This window comes from Exiguobacterium sp. s129, assembly GCF_018617585.1.
GTDB classification, from domain to species: domain Bacteria; phylum Bacillota; class Bacilli; order Exiguobacteriales; family Exiguobacteriaceae; genus Exiguobacterium; species Exiguobacterium aestuarii_A.
This window is the reverse complement of the sequence record NZ_JACSKL010000003.1, coordinates 1-21,041: the sequence shown is the minus strand read 5'-3', so window position 1 is coordinate 21,041 and position 21,041 is coordinate 1. Positions and strand designations below refer to the sequence as shown.

The window sequence follows — 21,041 nt, the reverse complement described above, 5'->3', positions numbered from 1 at the left end:
CGATGGGAATCATTCGAGAGTTACCGGAACAACTCGCGAACCGAATCGCAGCCGGGGAGGTCGTCGAACGACCAGCTTCCGTCGTCAAAGAATTAGTCGAGAATGCGATTGATGCGGGAGCGACGAAAGTGGACGTGGACTTACAAGAGGCGGGTATCCGTCTCATCAAAGTGCGTGACAACGGACACGGGTTCCATGAGGAAGACGCAGCCCGAGCCTTCTTACGACATGCGACGAGTAAGATTCGGGACGAGCACGACTTGTTTCGCATTCGGACGCTCGGTTTCCGTGGGGAAGCACTCGCCTCGATTGCGTCGGTCAGTCACGTCTCGTTGAAGTCTAAACGAGCAGATGAAGACGGTTTTGAGATGACGCTTGAAGGCGGTGTCATCAAGGAGACGAATCCGGCGGCGACGAACGTCGGGACCGAAATTGCGGTCAGTCAGCTCTTCTTCAACACACCGGCACGGCTGAAATATTTGAAGACAGCGGCGACAGAACTCGCGAGCATTACCGACACGTTGAACCGTTTGGCACTGTCCCATCCAGAGATTCGCTTCACCGTCTTTCATGAAGAGAAAGAACTGTTGCGAACGAACGGGAATGGGGACTTGAAACAAGTCATGCTCGCCATCTATGGTCGCCAAGTCGCCGCGCAAATCGTCACGGCATCGAGTAAAACGAACGACTATACGCTGAGCGCGCATTTCGTGCGCCCGGAAGTGACTCGTTCGAACAAACAATACGTGACCCTCATCTTAAACGGCAGAAGCATCAAGAACTTTGCACTGACACAAAGCGTGCTCGAAGGCTACCATACGCTCTTACCGATTGGTCGCTATCCGATTGCCGTGCTCGAAGTGAAGATGGACCCGATGTTGATTGACGTGAACGTCCATCCGACAAAACGTGAAGTGCGCTTGTCGAAAGAAAAAGAATTGTGCCAGCTCATTCGAGAGACCGTTCAATTGACGCTCCGTGAGCAACGTCTCATTCCGTCTGTGAAACAAGAGCCAAAACCAAAACGAGAAACACCGTCCGAACAGTCGAAACTCGATTTCTCGATGGAACCGCAACCTAAACAAGTAGACACGGTCGAGTGGAATTATCCGATTCCTCGCGAGCGAAAAGAGTCGCTCACGTCTCCTTCCCAGTGGAACCCGGCGCCGCTCGTTCATGAACCAGAGCCAGAGATGCTCCAGGCAGAACAGGTCGAGGAACCCGTTCTTCAGTCCGAACGTCTTCCAGCATTAGACGTCATCGGACAACTGCATTCGAGTTATATCATCTGTGGAGCGGAAGACGGGATGTACGTGATGGATCAACATGCTGCCCAGGAACGCATCAAGTATGAATTGTTTTATGAGCAGTTAGGACGCCCGGAAAAAGAGTATCAACTCCTGTTGATTCCGTTGACGTTAGAGTTTACACAGGAAGAAACGCTCGCCATCGAAGAAGTGCTCCCGCTTCTAGCGGAAGCTGGCATTACGTTAGAACCGTTTGGGGGAAACACGTTCCTCGTGCGCGAGATTCCGACATGGTATCCGCAACATGACTTAGAGGGTACAATTCGTGATCTAGTGGAGATGGCGATTCAACAACGCTCGATTGACATCGCGAAATATCGTGAGGAGGCATCAATCCTCATGGCGTGTAAACGGTCGATCAAAGCGAATCATCCACTCAATATGGACATGATGCGACAATTGATTGAAGATCTTAGTCGAACGACTTCTCCTTTCACTTGTCCGCACGGTCGTCCGATTCTCGTGAAGTGGAGCACGTACGAACTCGAGAAGTTGTTCAAACGCGTCATGTAATCGTCTTGTTACCTTGTTTTAATACGATGTAACGTTTATTTACGAGTACTCATGGGAAAACTATACACATGTCACTCAACGCATCGAGGTTGAGAGGTGGCTTTTTCACTGCCTCACCCTCAAGATGTCGACATGAAATGTATATCCATGTAGGAGGAAAAGAAAATGACGAACAAACTTCAAGTTTCAAAACGAGAATTACGCCCACGATCACTACGCACGAAGTTGCGTAACGAAGGAAAAGCGTTAGGAGTTGTTTATGGTTACAAAGTAGACAGCACACCAATCGTGTTTGACGAGATGGACCTTCGTAAAATTCTTCGAGACCATGGTGACAACGCATTGATTGAACTCCATTTCGATGGAAACAAGATTAACACGCTCGTGCACGGATCAGAAACAGATCCGTTCACAAACTTCTATCAGCACGTCGAATTTATGGCTGTGAAGATGGATGAAGAGACAGAAGTCGAAGCGGATATTGCCCTCGTCGGCGACGCGAAAGGCGTCAAAGAAGGCGGATATCTCGCTCAGTCGCTCTATAAAGTGACGGTTTCTGCGACACCTGCCAACATCCCAGAACGCATCGAACTCGACGTGTCAGACCTCGAAATCGGTGACTCGGTGACGGTAGCGGATCTTCCAGAAGACAAATCGTATACGATTGTCTCTGAACCAGATATGCACATCGCCTCTGTGAATGAGCCGGTTGCAGAAGTTGAAGAGGAAGAGTCGGAAGAAGGTTCAACTGAAGAAGAAGCTTCAGAAGGATCTTCTGAAGAAACAGAAGAATCGACTGAAGATAAAGAATAATTGTAAAGAAAGTGCTTCGAGAAATCGGAGCACTTTTTCTTTGTCACAAATCTGCCATATGTAAACGATTACGATGTGAACACTCTGTCAAATCCTTCTAGAGGTGATTGCCAACAGAGTCTGTACAGTTTATATTGTTAATGATTTCACATATTAGAACTGATACTTTCCTATTTAATTATTCAGAAAGAAGGGTTTGTGACATGGCATCAATGGAAATCCATGCACTCGAATCATTACGGAAAAAAGCACAGGCTTCCTCGCAAATGATTCATTATCGTCCAATGGAATACTTTTTACGGGCAATGTTAGCCGGGATCTTTATCGGCTTTGCTTCAATCTTCACGCTGAAAGTCGTCAACGGTATGTATTTAGCGGAATCTCCGTTCACGACACTCATTGGGGGCTTCTCGTTCGGGATTGCGCTCGTTATGATCATCTATGGGGGAGCGGAGTTGTTCACGGGGAATACGATGTATTTCACAACGTCGACACTTCGCGGCTATACAACGCTCAGCGACACGATGCTCGTTTGGTTATTATGTTTCGTCGGGAATGCACTCGGGGGAATCCTATTCGCGTTACTACTTGCACCGACTGGTGTCATCCAAGAACTAGGGATGAACAACTGGCTGTTCTCAGTCGTCGAGGGGAAAATGCATCACACGACGGTCGAAATTTTCTTCCGTGCCATCTTCTGTAACTGGATGGTCTGTCTCGCTATTTTCTTACCGAAACAAATGAAAAATGAATTCGCTCAAATCTTCTCGATGATTTTCCTTGTCGCCGTCTTCTTCGCTTCAGGATTTGACCACGTCATCGCCAACTTCGTCTTGTTCGCCTTGACGCTCGTCGTCCCACACCCTGAGACGATCAGTATGGCAGGTGCAATCCACAACTTGATTCCTGCGACGTTCGGTAACATTATCGGCGGTGCCCTCTTCATGGGAGCGATCTATACATGGCTCAACTCAAAAGGTCTCCGTGAGGCGCAAGAATTAGAGGAAGAAGTAGAATTAAAAGTCGTGAAAGCTGCTAAATAAATGACGTTTGTCACAAATAACGTTGGGCCTTGTCTTACCGAAGACGAGGCTCTTTTTGTCGTATGCTCACAAGCAAACTGTCACAATATCGACTCGTGACCATCAAGAAAAATACGTGTCATAATCTATATATAGGATTTTTTAAAACGTTTGTTAATGTTTTTGATCCATATATAGTGAGGTGATGGGTTTTGAAATTACTGCAGTTGTATGAGAATGTCTGCGTCTTACCAGACCAAGACTTGGTACAAGAAAATGCGAATGTGGACGGAAAGTCCCCACTTGGGAAACTAGCACGACTCTCTTCAGAAGTGTCGAAAGAATTGTCGCAGACATATTTGATGTCGGAGCGCTCAAAACAGGCCGTCACTGATAACTACTTATACGTGCACGACGCCGACTATTACATCACAGGATCGACGACATGTTGTCAAATACCACTCGGTCAATTATTAAAAGATGGATTCCATACGGGGCATGGAACAATCCGTTCGCCAAAGGACATTCGCTCCGCCATGGCGCTCGCGTCCATCATCCTTCAAGCGAATCAAAATATGCAGCATGGGGGTCAAGCGTTCCCGATGTTTGACGTCGACTTGGCACCGTATGTCGAGAAGACCTATGTGCGCCAATTGAACCGACTCCAATCACTACCTGTTGAATGGGACAAGACACAATTGGAACAACTCGCAGAAGAAGAGACGATCTCGGCGACATATCAGGCGTGTGAGGCGTTCATTCATAATGCGAACTCGATGCATTCACGAGGTGGCGGGCAAGTCCCGTTCGTCTCGATCAATTACGGGACGGATACCTCAAAGTGGGGACGCATTCTCATTCGGGAGCTACTTCGTGCCACGGAACGGGGATTAGGGAATGGGGAGACCCCGATTTTTCCCATTCAAATCTTTAAAGTAAAAGAAGGCATCAACTTTCATGAAGATGACCCAAACGTTGATCTCTTTCGTGAAGCGTGTCGCGTCACAGGCAAACGGCTCTTCCCGAACTTCTCCTTCATCGATGCCCCGTTCAATGCCGCTTACTATGATGGATCGCATGAATCTGAAGTGGCGTACATGGGTTGCCGCACCAGGGTAATGGGAAATCGACACGGAGAAGAGACGTCAGTCGGTCGTGGCAATCTTTCCTTCTCCACACTCAACTTGGTGAAGATGGCACTTGTCTCTGAATCATTAACTGACTTTTACCGTATTCTTAACCGATATATCGATGTCGGCATCGAACAGTTGGTCGAGCGCTTCGAGTATCAATGCACGCGTCGCGCTGAAGAATTTCGTTTTCTTTACACACAAGGGGTCTGGCGTGGAAGTGAGCAGTTACATGTACATGATGAGGTCCGAGATGTGCTGAAACAAGGAACGCTTTCCCTCGGATTCATCGGACTCGCTGAAACGTTGAAGGTGTTGACGGGCAGTACACATGCCGAGTCGCGTGAAGCGGAACGACTTGGTCTCGATATCGTCACGCACTTAGCTGATCGGTTGCGAGCGGCGGCCGAATCATACGATTTGAATTTCTCGTTGCTTGCGACACCGGCGGAAGGATTGTCAGGTAAATTTGTGACGCGAGACCAGGAAGCGTTCGGGATGATTGACGGGGTAACCAATCGGGCGTTTTATACGAATTCCTTCCACGTACCGGTATATCAAACCGTGTCCATCCGTGAAAAAATCCGAATCGAGGCACCATATCACGCGTTGTGTGACGCGGGACACATCTCCTATGTCGAAGTCGATGGCTCCCTTGCCCATAACGCGGAAGCGGTAGAATCGATTGTTCGCTTGATGCGCCTGCATGATATCGGCTACGGTTCAATCAATCATCCCGTCGACCGCTGCGGGAATTGCGGGCTTGAAGGCTTGATTGATGCGGCTTGTCCGACTTGTGGAGAAGATGAGATAATCGAACGGATCCGTCGTATCACTGGCTATTTGGTCGGGACGATGGACCGCTGGAATACGGCGAAGCGAGAAGAAGAACGGGCGAGGGTGAAACACGATGCGCATTCTATCCGTCGTTGAAGAATCCGTCGTCGATGGACCGGGGATTCGAACGGTCATCTTTACTGCGGGCTGTCCTCACCACTGTAAAGGTTGTCACAATCCTTCCTCGTGGAATCCAGCTGGCGGTGAGGAAATCGAAGTGGATGAGATCGTCCGTCGCATCGAGCTCAGTGGTTGGGACGGCGTGACCATCTCAGGTGGTGAACCGTTTCTTCAATCTTCAGAGTTAGCAAAACTTGTCAAGGCATGTAAGTCGCTCGGTAAAAATGTGTGGGTGTATACGGGTTATACGATCGAACAGTTGGTAGCGATGCACGACGGAGCCATTCAAACGGTGTTAGACTACGCCGATGTGCTCGTTGATGGTCGCTTTGAGCAGTCGCTACGAGACATGGGACTCCGCTTTCGGGGATCGCGTAATCAACGAATCATCTTTTTGAATAATGTGTAATCGAGGCAGAGATGTCTCGATTTTTTGTATAATGATTAAAAAAGGGGGATTTTAGATGAAATGGTGTAGTTTTGACATGCAAGAAGAGCAACGAGTGGGAATCATCGAGGGCGATTTCGTCTACGATGTCAGCAATCAAGTACATACGACTAACTTATTAGAAGTGATTGCGCGTGAGTTCGAACCGGATATTGATTTAGACGTGGCACCTTCATACCGAGTGACGGACGTGAAATTGCTTGCCCCGTATCGACCGTTGAAAAATGTGATTTGTATCGGGAAGAACTATGAAGAACACGTGAAAGAGATGGATACAGCGGGAGCGGGGAAACTCGTCATCTTCACGAAAGCACCAACCTCAGTCGTCGGCCCGGACGCTGTCATCGAGCGCCATCCGGAATTGACGGACAAACTTGACTATGAAGGCGAACTCGCCGTCATCATCGGAAAGTCGGGACGAGACATCGAAACAGTCGAAGAACACATTTTCGGATACACGATTCTAAACGATGTAACGGCACGAGACGTGCAAAAAGAACATGTCCAATTCTTCCGTGGTAAGTCACTCGATACGTTCTGTCCGATGGGACCGTTCATCGTGACGCCGGACGAGCTTCAGTTCCCTCTCCGAATCCAAACGAATGTCAACGGGGAGACGCGCCAAGACGGAACGACTGCCGATATGATTCGCCCGATTGACGAGCTCATTCGTACGTTATCGAAAGGCATGACGCTTGAAGCGGGTGACATTATCGCGACCGGAACGCCAGCCGGAGTCGGGCACGGGATGACACCACCGACCTATCTTCAAACTGGGGACACCGTCGAAGTGACGATTGAAGGTCTCGGCACGCTACGAAATGTGATTGTCTGAATGAAATGACGCAAAATGTGAAGAATCTTGTAATTCATTTATCATTTTATAAATGAGTGTTCCTCTTCGTTATAGTAAGGGTAGAAGATAACACAGAGGAGATGAATCATTATGGATCGTCACGATCAATCAAATGAACACGATCAATTACATGAATCAGAACAGCAAAAAGATTGGTTAGATACAGAACTCGGTTCATCCAACCGAGAAGAAACAAAAGTACGAACACAGTCAAAACCTTCATTCGTCAGCCGCATGTTCCCAGGACTTGTCGGTGGGGTCATCGGGGCATTGTTGACGGGCGCAATCGCTTATCCGTTTATCGACCAACCCGCAACGAATGTGAGTGATACGAACGTGACCTCGCAAGGGACTCCGGTCCAGACGTCATCAAACGTGTCTGACTCTTCAGTCACGAATGCCGTCGCAACCGCTCAACCTGCAGTCGTCACCGTGAACAACTTCGCCCAAACTGGCTTCTCGAGTGAAGCTGTCGAGGCTGGCGTTGGATCGGGCGTCATCTACAAAAAAGAAGGTGACTCGGCATTTATCGCGACGAACCATCACGTTGTCAACGGGGCAGACAAGCTGACGGTCACGTTTAATGACGGAACGACAGCGGAAGCGACGCTCATGGGAAGTGACGCGACGTATGACTTGGCCGTCTTGAAAGTGGACGCTGACAAAGTACCGGCCGTCATCTCAATCGGCAAATCGAGTGAGTTAAAACCGGGACAAACGGTCATCGCCATCGGGAATCCGCTTGGACAATTCGAGAACTCCGTGACACGCGGTGTCGTCTCATCGACGTCACGTCTCGTACCGGTAGATACGGATGAGAACGGACAGGCCGACTTCAATGCTGAGGTCATTCAAACGGATGCGGCCATCAACCCAGGTAACTCGGGTGGTGCGTTAATCAACGAAGAAGGACAACTCGTCGGGATCAACTCGATGAAGATTGCGACGGCAGAAGTCGAGGGAGTCGGATTCTCGATTCCGGTCGACATCGCCCTTCCGCTGATCAATCAAATCGAACAGACGGGAGAAGTCAATCATCCTTCGCTCGGCGTGTCGCTACGTGACGTGTCAGAGTTCCCTCCAGGTTACTTGACGGAACAAATCAACTTACCTGAATCGGTAACGGCGGGAACGATTATCGTAGAAGTTCAACAAAATAGTTCAGCCGCAAAAGCGGGTCTTGAGGCGCGTGACGTCATCGTGAAAATCAATGACAAAGACGTTAGCTCGTTCATCGACCTCCGTAGTGAATTGATTCGAGATACGGACGGAACGGTCGACATCGAATATGTCCGTGACGGAAAAACGGAAACGGTTCAAGTCGAGATTCAAAACGCAAACGGTTCTGCATTGTAAAAGGTGGGCAATAAGCCCGCCTTTTTTGCTATGCTTATACAAAAGGAGGATGAGATATGGTACGAAATTTATATGGGGTGTTACTATTCGGGGCAGGAATTTTACATTTTGTCAGAGAGAAGGCATTCATGTCGATTATTCCGAAATCTTGGCCGTTCCGCCGCTTGATGGTGCAACTGAGCGGAGTCGTGGAAGTCGTCTTCGGGGCAATGCTCTTACTAAACAAAGGGACGACGTTCGTGAAACGGACGCTACCGGCATTCTTTATCGCCGTCTTCCCGGCCAATATCAACATGGCCGTCAAACCTTCTAGAATCGGTGGGAAAGTCATTCCGAAATGGATCACATGGGGACGACTCCCGCTTCAATGGGTTTTGATCAAAGGTGTCAAAAAAATATAAAGGTGTGGAGATACATATGACAAACGTATTGAAATGGTTCGAATATTTTCATGCACATCCAGAAATCAGTTGGAAAGAAGTCGAGACGACCCGAACGATTGCTTCGATTTTATCAGACTGGTCGATTCCGCATCGGACGTTTGAGGATGTGACCGGAGTGATCGCGGAGATTGGATCGGGGGAAGACGTGATTGCAGTCCGCGCCGATATCGATGCGTTATGGCAACAAGTTGACGGTACGTTTCGTGCGAACCATTCATGCGGGCACGACGCGAACATCAGCATGGTACTCGGTGCACTCGAACAATTGAAGGACGAGGCGTTACAGAAGCGGATCCGTTTCATCTTCCAACCTGCCGAAGAGCAAGGGAACGGGTCGCTCGCCATGATTGAGCGTGGAGCGTTAAAAGACGTGACGCAACTCTTCGGGATTCATTTGCGTCCACAAGAAGAGTTGAAGAAAGGTCAATACGCGGCGGCGATTCAGCATGGTGCTGCCTTCTTCTTAAAGGGAGAGGTCATTGGGGATGACGCGCACGGCGCAAGACCGCATCAAGGGCAAAACGCACTCGATGTCATCTTCACGATTCAACACATGCTCAAAAGCATTTACTTATCACCGTTTGAGCCACACTCCGTCAAGTTGACGAAAGTACACGCCGGGAGTGACAACATGAACATCATTCCGGGAAATGCGACGTTCTCGATTGATGTCCGCGCTCAACAAAATGAGGAATTGCTCGAACTGCGAAATCGTGTCGAAGACATGTTACTCCATGTCGGTCAGCTTCATCGTGTGACATTGGAGTGGGAGTGGCAAGACTTCACACCGGGAGCGGTCGTTGGGGAACAGTCAAGTCAGATTGCGAAGCAGGCGATCGAGCAACGCTTCGGTCAGTCGGCTCTCGTCGAGAGGATTGTCACGTCAGGTAGCGATGATTTTCATTTCTATACCGTCGAGAAACCGACGCTTGATGCGACGATGATTGGAATTGGTGCAGATTTAGGTCCAGGACTTCATCATCCGCATATGACGTTTGACCGTGATGCGTTAGAAGACGGGGCACGCCTGCTTGCGGATGCACTCCGAATTGCAGCAACATAATTCAGGATGAGTGTGATAGACAGATGTCTGTCCACTCATTTTTTTATTGCATCAGATGATTGTAAGCGCTATCATAACGTTATTAGCGACAATATAACGACAATTCTGAATTTTCGCTATAGGGGAGGAAGTTAGATGGAAACAACGGGGAACAAGCAAGACATGAAGCTAGGGTGGGCGCTCTTACCACTTGGTGTGATGATTGTTGTCATGCTCATCTCAATCGTCAAGCTCGGACAAGGACCACACATCCCGCTCATCGTCGGGACGGCGGTCGCTTCGCTCGTCGCCTGGCGTCATGGGTTCAAGTGGAAAGAGATTGAAGAGATGATGTATAAAGGGATTCGTCTCGCTTTACCGGCAGTCGTCATCATCATTTTGGTCGGATTGACAATCGGTGCTTGGATTGGTGGGGGAATCGTTGCCACGATGATCTATTTCGGACTGAAGATCATCTCGCCGGCATACTTTTTGTTAACGATTTGCCTCATCTGTGCGGTCGTCGCGCTCTCGATTGGGAGTTCGTGGTCGACGATGGGTACAATCGGTGTAGCAGGGATGGGAATCGGACTGAGTATGGGGATACCAGCTCCGATGGTTGCGGGGGCCGTCATCTCAGGTGCTTATTTCGGGGACAAGATGTCACCATTGTCAGATACGACAAACTTGGCGGCAGGACTGACTCATACGAATCTATTCGTACATATCCGACACATGCTATATACGACCATTCCGGGACTTGTCATCGCGCTAGGGGTATACGCTTGGCTTGGTAGACGGTTCGCAGATTCGACGACGGACTCGTCAGAGATCACACAGACGCTTAATATTCTTGAAGATAGTTTTGTCATCTCTCCATGGTTACTCGTCGTGCCGCTCGCTGTCATTTTGCTCGTCGCAAAAAAAGTACCAGCGATTCCAGCACTCGTCGTCGGGATTGCACTGGGCTTCTTGGCTCAAGTGTTCATCCAAGGCGGGTCACTTTCAGACAGCGTAGGTGCTCTTCAAAGTGGCTATGTCATTGATACAGGTAATGAATTGGTCGATAACCTCTTCAGCCGAGGCGGTCTTGATGCGATGATGTACACGGTCTCGATGACGATTGTCGCGATGACGTTCGGTGGAATTTTAGAATATTCAGGTATGCTTCAATCGATCATGAATCAAATCTTGAAGTTGGCGAAAACAGCAGGCTCTTTGATTGCTTCAACGATTTTGGCTGGGATTGCGACAAATGCGACCTGTTCGGAGCAGTATATCTCGATTGTCGTCCCGTCACGTATGTTTGCAGGGGCTTATGAAAAAATGGGATTACAATCGAAAAACTTATCACGCGCACTCGAGGACGGTGGAACATTGACATCGGTGTTCATCCCGTGGAATACGTGTGGGGTATTCATTCTTGGTACGCTCGGGGTTGGGGCATTCGAATACGCGCCTTACGCTGTCTTAAACTTTATCGTACCGGTCATTTCGATTCTGTATGCCTTTACGGGATTCACAATCGAGCGCATGGCCGTCATTCAGCAAGAAGAGTCAGTTGTGAAGCAAGCAGCACAATAAAACAATTCCCGGTCGTCAATCGACCGGGAATTGAAATTTATAGACGGTGCGCGGACGACCTTGGCTGTAGCTCATCTCTTCGCCAATCGGATGGACGAGTTTTGCATCAACCAATTTTTTGATGAGTCGCTCTGTCGTGCGACGGGTGACTTGTAAGTAATCGGTCAACTCTTTAGCCGTGAACTCAAGTTGATCGCGTGAGAAGTGGATGAGTTTTTCGATATTGGTCGGACTCATACCGGTCTGTTTCATCATGTCGTAGACTCGTGTTTGCGTGACGCGAAAATGAATGGGTGATGGTTGATCAGAGAACATTAGTCGCTTCGAATCATCGACGATGCGCATCTGTCGTTCACTTTCTGCATAAAGAGCGAGTCGTGCATGGTCGAGAGCGCGCTGATAGTCTGAGCCATATCCGATGCCAACATGAACAGACGAGGGATTCGGTAAAACAATACCGTTTGAAATAGCTGTCTCAATTTTGCCTTTATTCGATAAGATTGTGACTCCCTCTTCATTCGATTGTAGCAACTTGCCACCGAAGAATTGTTGGTCCGACACGTGTGCTAACGTCTCTTCACTCGAATTCGAATACTGAAGAATGGCAAACTGAGACTGATCTGATTTTTGCAATCGAATCTGTTGTAGAAAATCATTAAAATGGTGAAGAATCCTCTCTTTCGGTTCAATCATGAGTTGGCTCCGATAGCCGTCGGTTCTTAACCGGCGATGGATTTGCTCGACACTCGTCAAAGCGAATCGTGTCGTCCCATTTTCTTGAAGTTGTTTATGGAAGGCAATCAAGTCCTCGAAATTTATGTTTGGATGAAGCTGTTTCACTTGCGATTGCGAGATACGAGTAGGGAATGGCTCTAACATTGATTCAAGTCGTGACGTGTCGACGAGGTCAATCGATAGATGTTCAAGCTCAACGTTTTGCGTTAACGTAATATATAAGAGTGAAGTCAATAAGACGACATCGTCTTGAACGACATGATGAGCATACGGGAGGTTCGCCTTCTCCATCGCGTACGAATACGGAAATGAACCGGAGAAGAAAACACCGTCAAAAAAGTGTAGTTGATGGGCGATGTCTTTCGCTTCACGCGGGTCATCATAAGGAAACCCTTCAATCCGGACATCGGGTAAAGAAGAACCTTTTACAATATGTTGAATAAAAGCTGGTGAACCGACGACGGCGATATGGATGGACATCACAAAATCCCCCTTGCAATTTAACGACTATATAACGACAATATAGAGGAAAGCGTAGACGAAGTAAAGGAGTGATGAACTTGAACATTCAAAGCATTGAAATTTTCTCAGTTCGATTCCCACTAAAAGTTCCATTTATCGTGAGTTATCATCGTTATGACGATATGCCATCTGTCATCGTCAAAATGACCACGTCTTGCGGACTGATTGGTTATGGGGAAGCGGTAGCGGATGAGCACGTGACGGGAGAGTCAGCTGAAAGTACGGTGAGTGTCCTCCGTCATCTATTGGCACCTTTATTAATCGGGAAAAATCCGATGCATTTGGAGAGGATTCATGATGAGATGGACCGTGCGATAAAAGGTGTTCCTGCAGCAAAAGCAGCACTCGATATCGCCTGTCACGATTTGATTGGAAAGAAACTGAATCAACCGATTTACGAATGGATTGGTGGTCGGTACCATGAATCGTTCCCGGTCACACACGTCTTGAGTATCGGAGAACCGGATCACATGGCACAAGAGGCTCTTGATCAAATCAATCAGGGCTATACGGCCGTGAAGATGAAAGTCGGGGTCGACGTACTAACGGACGTGGCACGTGTCAAAGCCGTGCGAGAAGCCGTAGGACCAAATCTCCCGATTCGGGTCGACGTCAATCAAGGGTGGGTCAATGCGGCTAACACGGTCCAAGCTATGCGTCTACTCGAACCGTACGGAATCGATTGGGTCGAACAACCGGTCAAGGCGGATGATTTTGAAGGGATGCTCGAAGTGAAACAAAAAATCTCGGTGCCACTTATGATTGATGAAGGTCTGAAAGACATTCACGATATGAGACGGTTGACGATGATGCAAGCAGCCCATAAAGCGAACATCAAGCTGATGAAATGTGGTGGCATTTATCCGGCGAAGAAGTTGGTCCATATGGCGGAGATGTCAGGGATTGAATGCCAAATCGGCTCGATGGTCGAATCTTCGATCGCATCGAGTGCGGGATTCCATGTCGCCTTTTCTAGTAAGATTGTAAAAACGGTAGAATTGACAGGACCGCTCCGCTTCGGAAAGGATGTCGGGAACTTAACATATGATTTGCCAATCATCTCGTTGAACGACCGTCCTGGTCTCGGCATCGAAGTCGATGAGGACTTATTGAGTGAACTGACGATCGATTCATACGTGATTGGAGAAGACTCACATGTGGCAAGGTGAGATCAAAGGTCTGCCGCTTCAAGTGCGAGTTCTGACGTTGTCAGACTTCCCTGAGTTGTTGTCGATTCAAGAAACGGTGATTCAAGCGTTGGCTGAACCGGAGCACTATCAATCATTATCGATTGAAGAATTCACGAAACTTTTGACGGATCAGACGTTGATTGGGGCAACGGCTGAAGGGCGACTGATCGCATTTCGTGCCATGTTGATTCCGCCGATTGACGATGAACATTTAGGACGAGATATCGGCTGCCCGGAGGATTCGCTTGAACGTGTCCTTTATCAGGAAGTGACGAACGTCCATCCAGATTTTCGGGGATATGGGTTGCAGACGCACTTGGGCAAACTGTTGATGTCACAAGTTGAATCGGATAACCGATTTGATGTCGTCTGTGCGACGGTCGCACCGTTCAATATTCCAAGTATGAAAGACAAGTTCACGCTTGGACTCCGAATCGGCGCATTGAAAGAAAAGTATGGCGGGAAACTCCGCTATATCTTTTATAAGGAGCTTCATCGGTCATGGCAACCCACATCAGAAGTGGTGGATGTTCCGATGGAAGAACGGGCGAGACAAGTTAAGTTACTCCAAGCTGGTTGGTTCGGGACTGGTCTTATGAAACAAGGAGAACAGTGGATTGTTCGATATGAGAAGTAATAAATCCTCGTCAAGCTGACGAGGATTTTGTTTATTCGAGAACGAAAAGTACATCATTCGCGAATTTTTCATACGTGCGGTCACTTGGATGGAATTGGTCGGTCGCGAGATCACGTGATAAATCAGAGATGTAGGCGAACGGGTCGATCACATCGATATTTTGAGCATTCGCTAATTGTTTCGCAGAGGCGTTCCAATCGAGGATGAGCTGATTGAACGCTTGTCCATTCTCATCATTTTGAAACGGGTTGTATAGGCCGATGTAGACAATCGTAGCTGAGTCGTTCAGCGCGCGAATCTCAGAAAAAATCGTTTCAAGATTTGTCTTTGCATCCGTGACCACTTGTTGAATATCGACAGATTCAAAGTTGTCGACGTTTTCCCCGCGGTTGAACAAATCGTTTCCACCGATGGTCAACGTGATATATCGTGCGTTTTCGATTGTCCGACGTACTTCGGGTTGCTCGAGTTGAGCAAGTAGATCTTCAGTACGTGCCCCGGAAACGGCCAGGTTTTGTGTACGGAGTGACTCATCTTCCAAACCTTCGCTGACGGGTTGTACATATCCCGCGCCTGACGTCGAGCCGACACCGCGAGTCAAGGAATCGCCGAGGGCGACATAGATGTCACCTTCTGGCTCAGGACGTTCGTCTTCAGAGACAGAAAGTGTTCGTTCTGGCGGATTGACGATATCTTGATAACCAATCCAAAGACCATATATGGCGATTCCGGTCAAAAGTACGGCGCCACTTAAAAATGCATACCATTTCGAATGTTTCATGGGCTGACCTCGCTTTCTATACAGACATCATATCAAAAATGTGACGATGTGCCCTATGTGAATGTTCGAATAGGACAGATTTGATTTTGTCCGATAGAATAAAGAAAGAGGTGAGACAATGGAACCGACTTTAAAGCTACATCAACTGACAAAGGTGATAGGGAAAAAGACGATCATCGATAATATTTCGTTAGAAGTCAACCCAGGTGAGGTGTTCGGATTTTTAGGACCGAACGGTGCCGGGAAGACGACGACGATTCGGATGATTGTCGGATTGATTAAACCGACGAAAGGTAATGTATCCATTTGTGGCTATCGTGTCGATAAACAGTTCGTTCAAGCGATGAATCAGATCGGAGCCATCGTCGAGAATCCAGAGCTGTATAAATTTTTGTCTGGACGTGAGAACTTAGAAGCCTTCGCCCGCATGTTGCCTGATGTGGACGATAAACGAATTCAAGAAGTGATCGACCTCGTCGATCTGACCGCTCGCATCGATGATAAAGTGAAGACATACTCGCTCGGGATGCGTCAGCGGCTCGGTATCGCACAGGCATTATTGAACAATCCACGCGTTCTTATTTTAGACGAACCGACGAACGGACTTGATCCGATGGGGATTCGCGACTTACGACTGTTCATTCGTCGACTTGTCGAAGAAACGGGACTGAGTGTTCTCGTGTCGAGTCATATCTTGGCCGAGATTGAATTGTTGGCGGATCGCGTCGCCATCATGTCGCGCGGGAAGATTGTCAAAGTCGGGACGGTCGATGCTTTGATTGAAGAACTCGCATCGACGGTCGACTTGCATGTCGCCAATAGTTTTGAAGTGTTACCAATCGTTCAAGGTTATGAAGGGATCGATCAAGCGGACGTGATCGATGAGCGAACGATTCGAATCTCGATGAACGTCGAGGAGACGGCAAAGTTGAATCGATACTTAATGGAACGAGATGTCGACGTGTTCGGACTCGAGCGTCGTGTGCAGACGTTAGAGGATCTCTTCATTACATTGACGGGCGGTGATCACATTGCCTAATCCATCTCTACTCGGACTCATACGTAATGAAGTATTAAAAATTCATCGGAAGCGTAGGTTGATGGTCGTCTCGATCATCCTGATTGTACTCGTCTCGATGTTCACATACGCGAACTATCGGCAAATCGAGAAGCAACGTGAAGAGCAAGGGACGATTGATTGGCGTGTTGATCTTCAGCAAGAAATCATCGATACACAAAACCGGCTCGCTTCCGCCAACGTCCAAGACGAGTTTCGTCAGATTTTAGAATTCCGTGTCCAACAGAACCAATACTATTTAGACAATGACATCAACCCGAACTATCCAGGCGCTCCGACGTTTATGCGTGTCTTCTTCTCGCAAGGGACGACGCTCGTACTGCCACTCTTTATTATCGTCTTGATGGCAGATATCGTCAGTGGGGAGCATAACGACGGGACAATCAAGACGCTACTGTCCCGACCGGTAAGGCGTTATAAAATTTTGCTTGCCAAATGGTTGACGACACTTTTGTATACGTCAATCTTAATATTTGTGACCGCCGTCGTCAGTTACGCCATATCCGGAATCGTTCTCGGGTGGGACGGTTGGACAGCTCCAATCCTGACAGGCTTCCAAGCTTCACCGACGGGAACTTTCTCAACCGATTTTGTTCATACCTTGCCGATGTGGGAATACTTGCTCATGTCGATGGGACTCTCATGGCTCGTCGTTGCTGCCGTCGGTACAATCTCACTTATGATCTCGGTGCTAGTGAAAAACACGGCGACCGGAATCGGAATCATGATGGCCGTCCTCATTTCAGGACCGCTTTTGACGTCGCTTGGATCAAATTGGGATAGCTCGAAGTACTTGGTGAACGTCAACTTCGGTCTTCATACCTACTTGGAAGGACAAGCTCCACCGATTGAAGGGATGACTCTACCGTTTTCTCTAGTCGTCATTCTCATTTGGTCAATGGCTGCTCTCGCGTACGCGTTTTATCACTTTACGCAAAAAGATGTATATTAATTGTTTATAATGCTACCCTCCTGGGTGGCACTTTTTTTAGTGGCTAAATGATTATGAAAGAGAAATAATTAGTTCTAAATACTTAATATTTAGAATTGTCAAAATAATTAAAAAGTTGGATACATTGTTTGTGGGAAACTGTGTAAAGTAAGAGTCATCACAAAGGAGGCAAACACATGAAAAAAGTTGTATCTACATCATTAATCGCAGGTGTCCTACTCGTACCACAATTGGTCGGGGCCGCAGAATTGAAGTCAGGCACGTTGACGAAACCGTCTGAAAGTGCACCGACGACAATCGTCAAAGAGTTCGTGAAAGCAAAAGGTGAATTCAAAACAATCGAGTCGAAATCAGACAAACTTGGTAAAGTCGTCAAGTTACAACAGACGGTAGACGGTGTCCCGGTATTCGGTGGTGTCGTTGTCGGTGTCGTTGATGAAGACGGACAATTGAAAACGGTCGTAGATGATGCAAAATCAGTAAAGAATCTACATAAGTCAATCAAATTGAGCGAGAAGAAAGCCATTGCAAGCTACAAGGCGCTTGTCGGACATAAAGGTGCATACGAACTCGAACCTGAAGCGGAATTGATCGTCTATCCAAATGGAGACAAGTCGGTCTACGCATATCAAGTGACCGGAACGATTTTAGATGCCGAGGAGCCTTCACGTTGGACGTACTTCATTGATGCTGGCACAGGAGAAGTTCTTAACAAATTCGATCAGTTGGCACACGCAAAACCGACGAACGGTGTGACAGGAACTACATATACAGGAACAGGGATCGATGTTCTTGGATATAGTCAGACGTTCAAGACAACGAAGAGTGGTTCATACTACTACTTACAAGACTCGACACGTGGAAAAGGAATCTATACGTACGATGCAGCAAACCGTACACGCCTTCCAGGTTCGCTTTGGGCTGATGTCGATAACGTTTTGAACACGACATACGATCGTGCTGCAGTTTCGGCACACGTCAACGCAACGAAAACGTATGACTTCTATAAGAACACGTATGGACGTAACAGCTATGATAACGCGGGTGCAGCCCTTAACTCGACGGTTCACTATAGCCGTAGCTACAACAACGCGTTCTGGGATGGTAGCAAGATGGTATATGGTGACGGAGATGGTCAGACATTCACATACCTCTCTGGGGCACTTGATGTTGTTGCCCACGAATTGACGCACGCAGTCACAGAGTACACGGCAGGATTGATCTATCAGAATGAGTCTGGAGCAATCAACGAAGCGGTATCGGATATCTTAGGTACAGTTGCTGAGTACAGTGTCGGAACAAACTTCGACTGGTTGGTAGGGGAAGACATCTACACGCCTGGAGTTGCAGGTGATGGTCTTCGTTCGATGGCAAACCCTGCTGCATATGGCGACCCGGACCACTACTCAAAACGTTACACAGGTACGCAAGATAACGGAGGTGTTCACATCAACTCTGGTATCGTCAACAAAGCGGCATACCTCTTGGGTAACGGCGGATCACACTACGGTGTATCTGTCCAAGGAGTCGGTGTTATGGAGATGGGAGATATCTACTACCGCGCGCTCAATGTTTACTTGACGCCAACGTCTAACTTCTCAAGCCTTCGTCAAGCTGTTATTCAATCCGCGAAAGATCTTTACGGTGCGACTAGCCCACAAGCAGTATCAGCTGCGAAATCGTTTGACGCTGTCGGAATCTACTAAGAGTCTAATCGAGAAATCCCTTCCGAGATATTTCGGAAGGGATTTTTTGTGTCGATATGGGGTAAATCAAATTGGAATGATGACTGAAAAGGAGAAATAACATGAATCTAAAAGAATATATGGCTGCACCGAACAAGCAAATTCAGTTAAGTGATTTCTATACCCATGTAAAAAATAAACCTGATGATTCGACTTTGACGGATGAACTGATTCCGGACAGTGTAGAACGATTGAAAGACCCGAAGAAGAATTGGGAGTTCTCGTTCAGCGATGTGGAAGAACGACAATATTGGGATGATTATCAAAAAATCTTTGAAGAGATGATCACACACACATCAACTGACGTTTCACCGTGGTATATTTTGCCGGCAGATGACGAATGGTACAGTCGCTATATCGTCTCATCCGTCATGATTGATGTCCTCGAGCGAATCGACCCGCAATATCCGACGTTTTCGGATAAAGAGCAAGAACGCATCGATGAGGCGATTCAAATACTTGAAAATGAATAACGGATGACGTTCTCGTGAACAATTAAAAATTCCCTTGCACTGAAAGCGAATTCAAGCTAAAGTGATACAGTAGAATAGAGGTCAGACATCTGTACAAAGGGGTAATGAGTGTGGGTAACGTAAGTTTATTATTTGGTGGCGTCGCGCTATTTTTAAATAGTCTTGTCCTTCTCGGGAAGGTCGATATGAAGAGTGCCGGTGTATTCAGTTTGTTCACCGGAATCCTGCAAACATTTATCGCAACGTGGTTACTGATTGGGGCAAGTCCTGAAGATCAGTTCGGCCTCGCGAGCATTTACTTGTTTGCGTTCACATATTTATATGTCGGTGTGACGTTCATTTTGAATTTAGACGGACGTGGCGTCGGCTGGTTCTCGTTATTCGTGTCGATTGCAGCCGCTTTTTACGGGTTGATGGCAATCGCTGTAGCCGATCCAATGGGTGCGTTGACATGGTTCTTCTGGTCACTATTATGGGGTCTCTTCTTTTTTGGAATGGGACTCGGGAGACCGAACGAGGCGATCACAGCGCGTGTCGCTCTCGTACTGTCGTGGTTGACCTTGATCGTTCCGGCGATGGTTGGTATGGCAGGACTCATGAACGGATTGTATGACATGATCTGGTGGGCAGCGAGCGGGACAGCTATTCTGTATTTTATCGTCTCCGTCAAACGAACGAAACAGGCCGTAGAAGTGGCTTGAGTATATAGAACCACATATGAGGTCATCTGGTGAGGTATTATCGCATCGGATGACTTTTTTGTATAACATGAAATGGTTTGGTATATACTACATTCAACAGAACACGTTGTGTAGAAAGGGGACCGTGGATTGATTGCCTTAGAAGCATTGAAAAGTCGACTTGCAGACAATCAATTGAAAGTACAAAGGGAAGAAGGGGATTTGGACACGTTACGATTTTCCTTCAATCAGCCTGCGACAGAACTTGAAATCAAACGATTGCCAAAAAGAACACCTGAAGACATGATTCACTTTTTGAACATGCATAACGGCGCACAGCTATTCGTCCATCCGACATACGGTGGAGGGATTCAACTGTTTAGTGTGGAAGAAATTAACGAGTATCGAGAGGTATGGGAATGTCCTGAGCAGTTAATCCCCGTCGGCGCTGGTATGGATGGAGAATGGATTGTTTGTGAGGTCGTCAACGAACATGAAAACTACATTTGGGTCGGAGAATTTTTGACTTATCAAGATGACATTGAAAAACTTCCAATGGATTATACACGTTGGTTCGACTATTTGATTGTCGCACAAGGTGCCCATTTTTGGGATTAGTTCAGAAGATAAAGTTAAATTAGTAGGTTGCTCATATATCTTAGTTGGCACACTCTTCACGAGTGTGCTTCAGGCTGTTGACGAACCAAATCGCCACGTGCGATTTGGTTCGTCTTTTTTTATGTCCAACGAGCTCGAGGCGCTCTGCCCGACAAAAAA

At 47.6% G+C, this 21,041-nt stretch carries 20 protein-coding genes; 18 read left to right on the top strand and 2 right to left on the bottom strand.

Features of this window, described 5'->3' with window-relative positions; translation table 11 throughout:
• Window positions 1-2: 2 nt before the first annotated feature.
• The 10 genes from mutL (at window position 3) to nhaC (ending at window position 11,471) form a co-directional block, all read left to right on the top strand.
• Window positions 3-1,820: a DNA mismatch repair endonuclease MutL gene (gene mutL, locus KNO92_RS04630; RefSeq protein ID WP_214692031.1), complete on the top strand. Its 1,818-nt coding sequence runs from the start codon at window positions 3-5 to the stop codon at window positions 1,818-1,820.
• 165 nt (window positions 1,821-1,985) lie between these two features.
• Window positions 1,986-2,633: a 50S ribosomal protein L25/general stress protein Ctc gene (locus KNO92_RS04625; RefSeq protein ID WP_214760263.1), complete on the top strand. Its 648-nt coding sequence runs from the start codon at window positions 1,986-1,988 to the stop codon at window positions 2,631-2,633.
• A 212-nt stretch (window positions 2,634-2,845) separates the two neighbouring features.
• The gene (locus tag KNO92_RS04620; protein WP_074035310.1) at window positions 2,846-3,676 is read left to right on the top strand and encodes a formate/nitrite transporter family protein; all 831 of its coding nucleotides are present in this window, start codon (window positions 2,846-2,848) and stop codon (window positions 3,674-3,676) included.
• A gap of 191 nt (window positions 3,677-3,867) precedes the next feature.
• Window positions 3,868-5,718, top strand: a complete 1,851-nt coding sequence (locus tag KNO92_RS04615; RefSeq protein WP_214760261.1) for an anaerobic ribonucleoside triphosphate reductase — start codon at window positions 3,868-3,870, stop codon at window positions 5,716-5,718.
• Window positions 5,696-6,151 carry an anaerobic ribonucleoside-triphosphate reductase activating protein gene (nrdG, locus tag KNO92_RS04610; RefSeq protein WP_214760259.1) on the top strand — a complete coding sequence of 152 codons (456 nt, stop codon included), beginning with the start codon at window positions 5,696-5,698 and terminating at the stop codon, window positions 6,149-6,151. The genes KNO92_RS04615 and nrdG overlap by 23 nt, the downstream gene beginning before the upstream one ends.
• 55 nt (window positions 6,152-6,206) lie before the next feature.
• Entirely contained in the window at window positions 6,207-7,025 is an 819-nt protein-coding gene (locus KNO92_RS04605) for a fumarylacetoacetate hydrolase family protein (RefSeq protein WP_214692059.1), read from the top strand.
• 111 nt (window positions 7,026-7,136) lie between these two features.
• Window positions 7,137-8,402, top strand: a complete 1,266-nt coding sequence (locus KNO92_RS04600) for a S1C family serine protease (protein ID WP_214692061.1) — start codon at window positions 7,137-7,139, stop codon at window positions 8,400-8,402.
• Window positions 8,403-8,458: 56 nt separating this feature from the next.
• On the top strand, window positions 8,459-8,803 hold the full coding sequence (locus KNO92_RS04595) for a DoxX family protein (protein ID WP_074034557.1): 345 nt from the start codon (window positions 8,459-8,461) through the stop codon (window positions 8,801-8,803).
• A 16-nt stretch (window positions 8,804-8,819) separates the two neighbouring features.
• A complete protein-coding gene (locus KNO92_RS04590; RefSeq protein WP_214692063.1) occupies window positions 8,820-9,908 on the top strand; it encodes an amidohydrolase in 1,089 nt (362 codons plus the stop codon).
• Between the two features lie 135 nt (window positions 9,909-10,043).
• A complete protein-coding gene (gene nhaC, locus KNO92_RS04585) occupies window positions 10,044-11,471 on the top strand; it encodes a Na+/H+ antiporter NhaC (RefSeq protein ID WP_214760256.1) in 1,428 nt (475 codons plus the stop codon).
• 15 nt (window positions 11,472-11,486) lie between these two features.
• On the opposite strand, the gene KNO92_RS04580 is transcribed toward nhaC, so the two are convergent.
• Window positions 11,487-12,686 (bottom strand): hypothetical protein, encoded by a 1,200-nt coding sequence (locus KNO92_RS04580; protein ID WP_214760253.1) that lies wholly within the window; start codon window positions 12,684-12,686, stop codon window positions 11,487-11,489.
• 80 nt (window positions 12,687-12,766) lie between these two features.
• On the opposite strand from KNO92_RS04580, the gene KNO92_RS04575 reads away from it, so the two are divergent.
• Both KNO92_RS04575 and KNO92_RS04570 read left to right on the top strand, forming a co-directional pair.
• A complete protein-coding gene (locus KNO92_RS04575; protein WP_214760250.1) occupies window positions 12,767-13,897 on the top strand; it encodes a mandelate racemase/muconate lactonizing enzyme family protein in 1,131 nt (376 codons plus the stop codon).
• The gene (locus tag KNO92_RS04570; RefSeq protein WP_214692070.1) at window positions 13,884-14,555 is read left to right on the top strand and encodes a GNAT family N-acetyltransferase; all 672 of its coding nucleotides are present in this window, start codon (window positions 13,884-13,886) and stop codon (window positions 14,553-14,555) included. Before KNO92_RS04575 ends, KNO92_RS04570 begins: the two co-directional genes overlap by 14 nt.
• Window positions 14,556-14,586: 31 nt before the next feature.
• On the opposite strand, the gene KNO92_RS04565 is transcribed toward KNO92_RS04570, so the two are convergent.
• Window positions 14,587-15,336, bottom strand: a complete 750-nt coding sequence (locus KNO92_RS04565) for a GDSL-type esterase/lipase family protein (RefSeq protein ID WP_214692072.1) — start codon at window positions 15,334-15,336, stop codon at window positions 14,587-14,589.
• 118 nt (window positions 15,337-15,454) lie between these two features.
• Here KNO92_RS04565 and KNO92_RS04560 point away from each other — a divergent pair, with 118 nt between their 5' ends.
• From KNO92_RS04560 to KNO92_RS04535, 6 genes are all read left to right on the top strand, one after another.
• Window positions 15,455-16,375: an ABC transporter ATP-binding protein gene (locus tag KNO92_RS04560; protein ID WP_214692074.1), complete on the top strand. Its 921-nt coding sequence runs from the start codon at window positions 15,455-15,457 to the stop codon at window positions 16,373-16,375.
• A complete protein-coding gene (locus KNO92_RS04555; RefSeq protein ID WP_214745254.1) occupies window positions 16,368-17,366 on the top strand; it encodes an ABC transporter permease in 999 nt (332 codons plus the stop codon). The genes KNO92_RS04560 and KNO92_RS04555 overlap by 8 nt, the downstream gene beginning before the upstream one ends.
• Before the next feature lie 176 nt (window positions 17,367-17,542).
• Entirely contained in the window at window positions 17,543-19,072 is a 1,530-nt protein-coding gene (locus KNO92_RS04550; protein ID WP_214692078.1) for a M4 family metallopeptidase, read from the top strand.
• A gap of 101 nt (window positions 19,073-19,173) precedes the next feature.
• Window positions 19,174-19,584: a polyphosphate kinase 2 family protein gene (locus KNO92_RS04545; protein WP_251127071.1), complete on the top strand. Its 411-nt coding sequence runs from the start codon at window positions 19,174-19,176 to the stop codon at window positions 19,582-19,584.
• A 104-nt stretch (window positions 19,585-19,688) separates the two neighbouring features.
• Entirely contained in the window at window positions 19,689-20,285 is a 597-nt protein-coding gene (locus KNO92_RS04540) for an AmiS/UreI family transporter (RefSeq protein ID WP_251126861.1), read from the top strand.
• 129 nt (window positions 20,286-20,414) lie between these two features.
• A complete protein-coding gene (locus tag KNO92_RS04535; protein ID WP_214760247.1) occupies window positions 20,415-20,882 on the top strand; it encodes an SMI1/KNR4 family protein in 468 nt (155 codons plus the stop codon).
• Window positions 20,883-21,041: the final 159 nt, after the last annotated feature.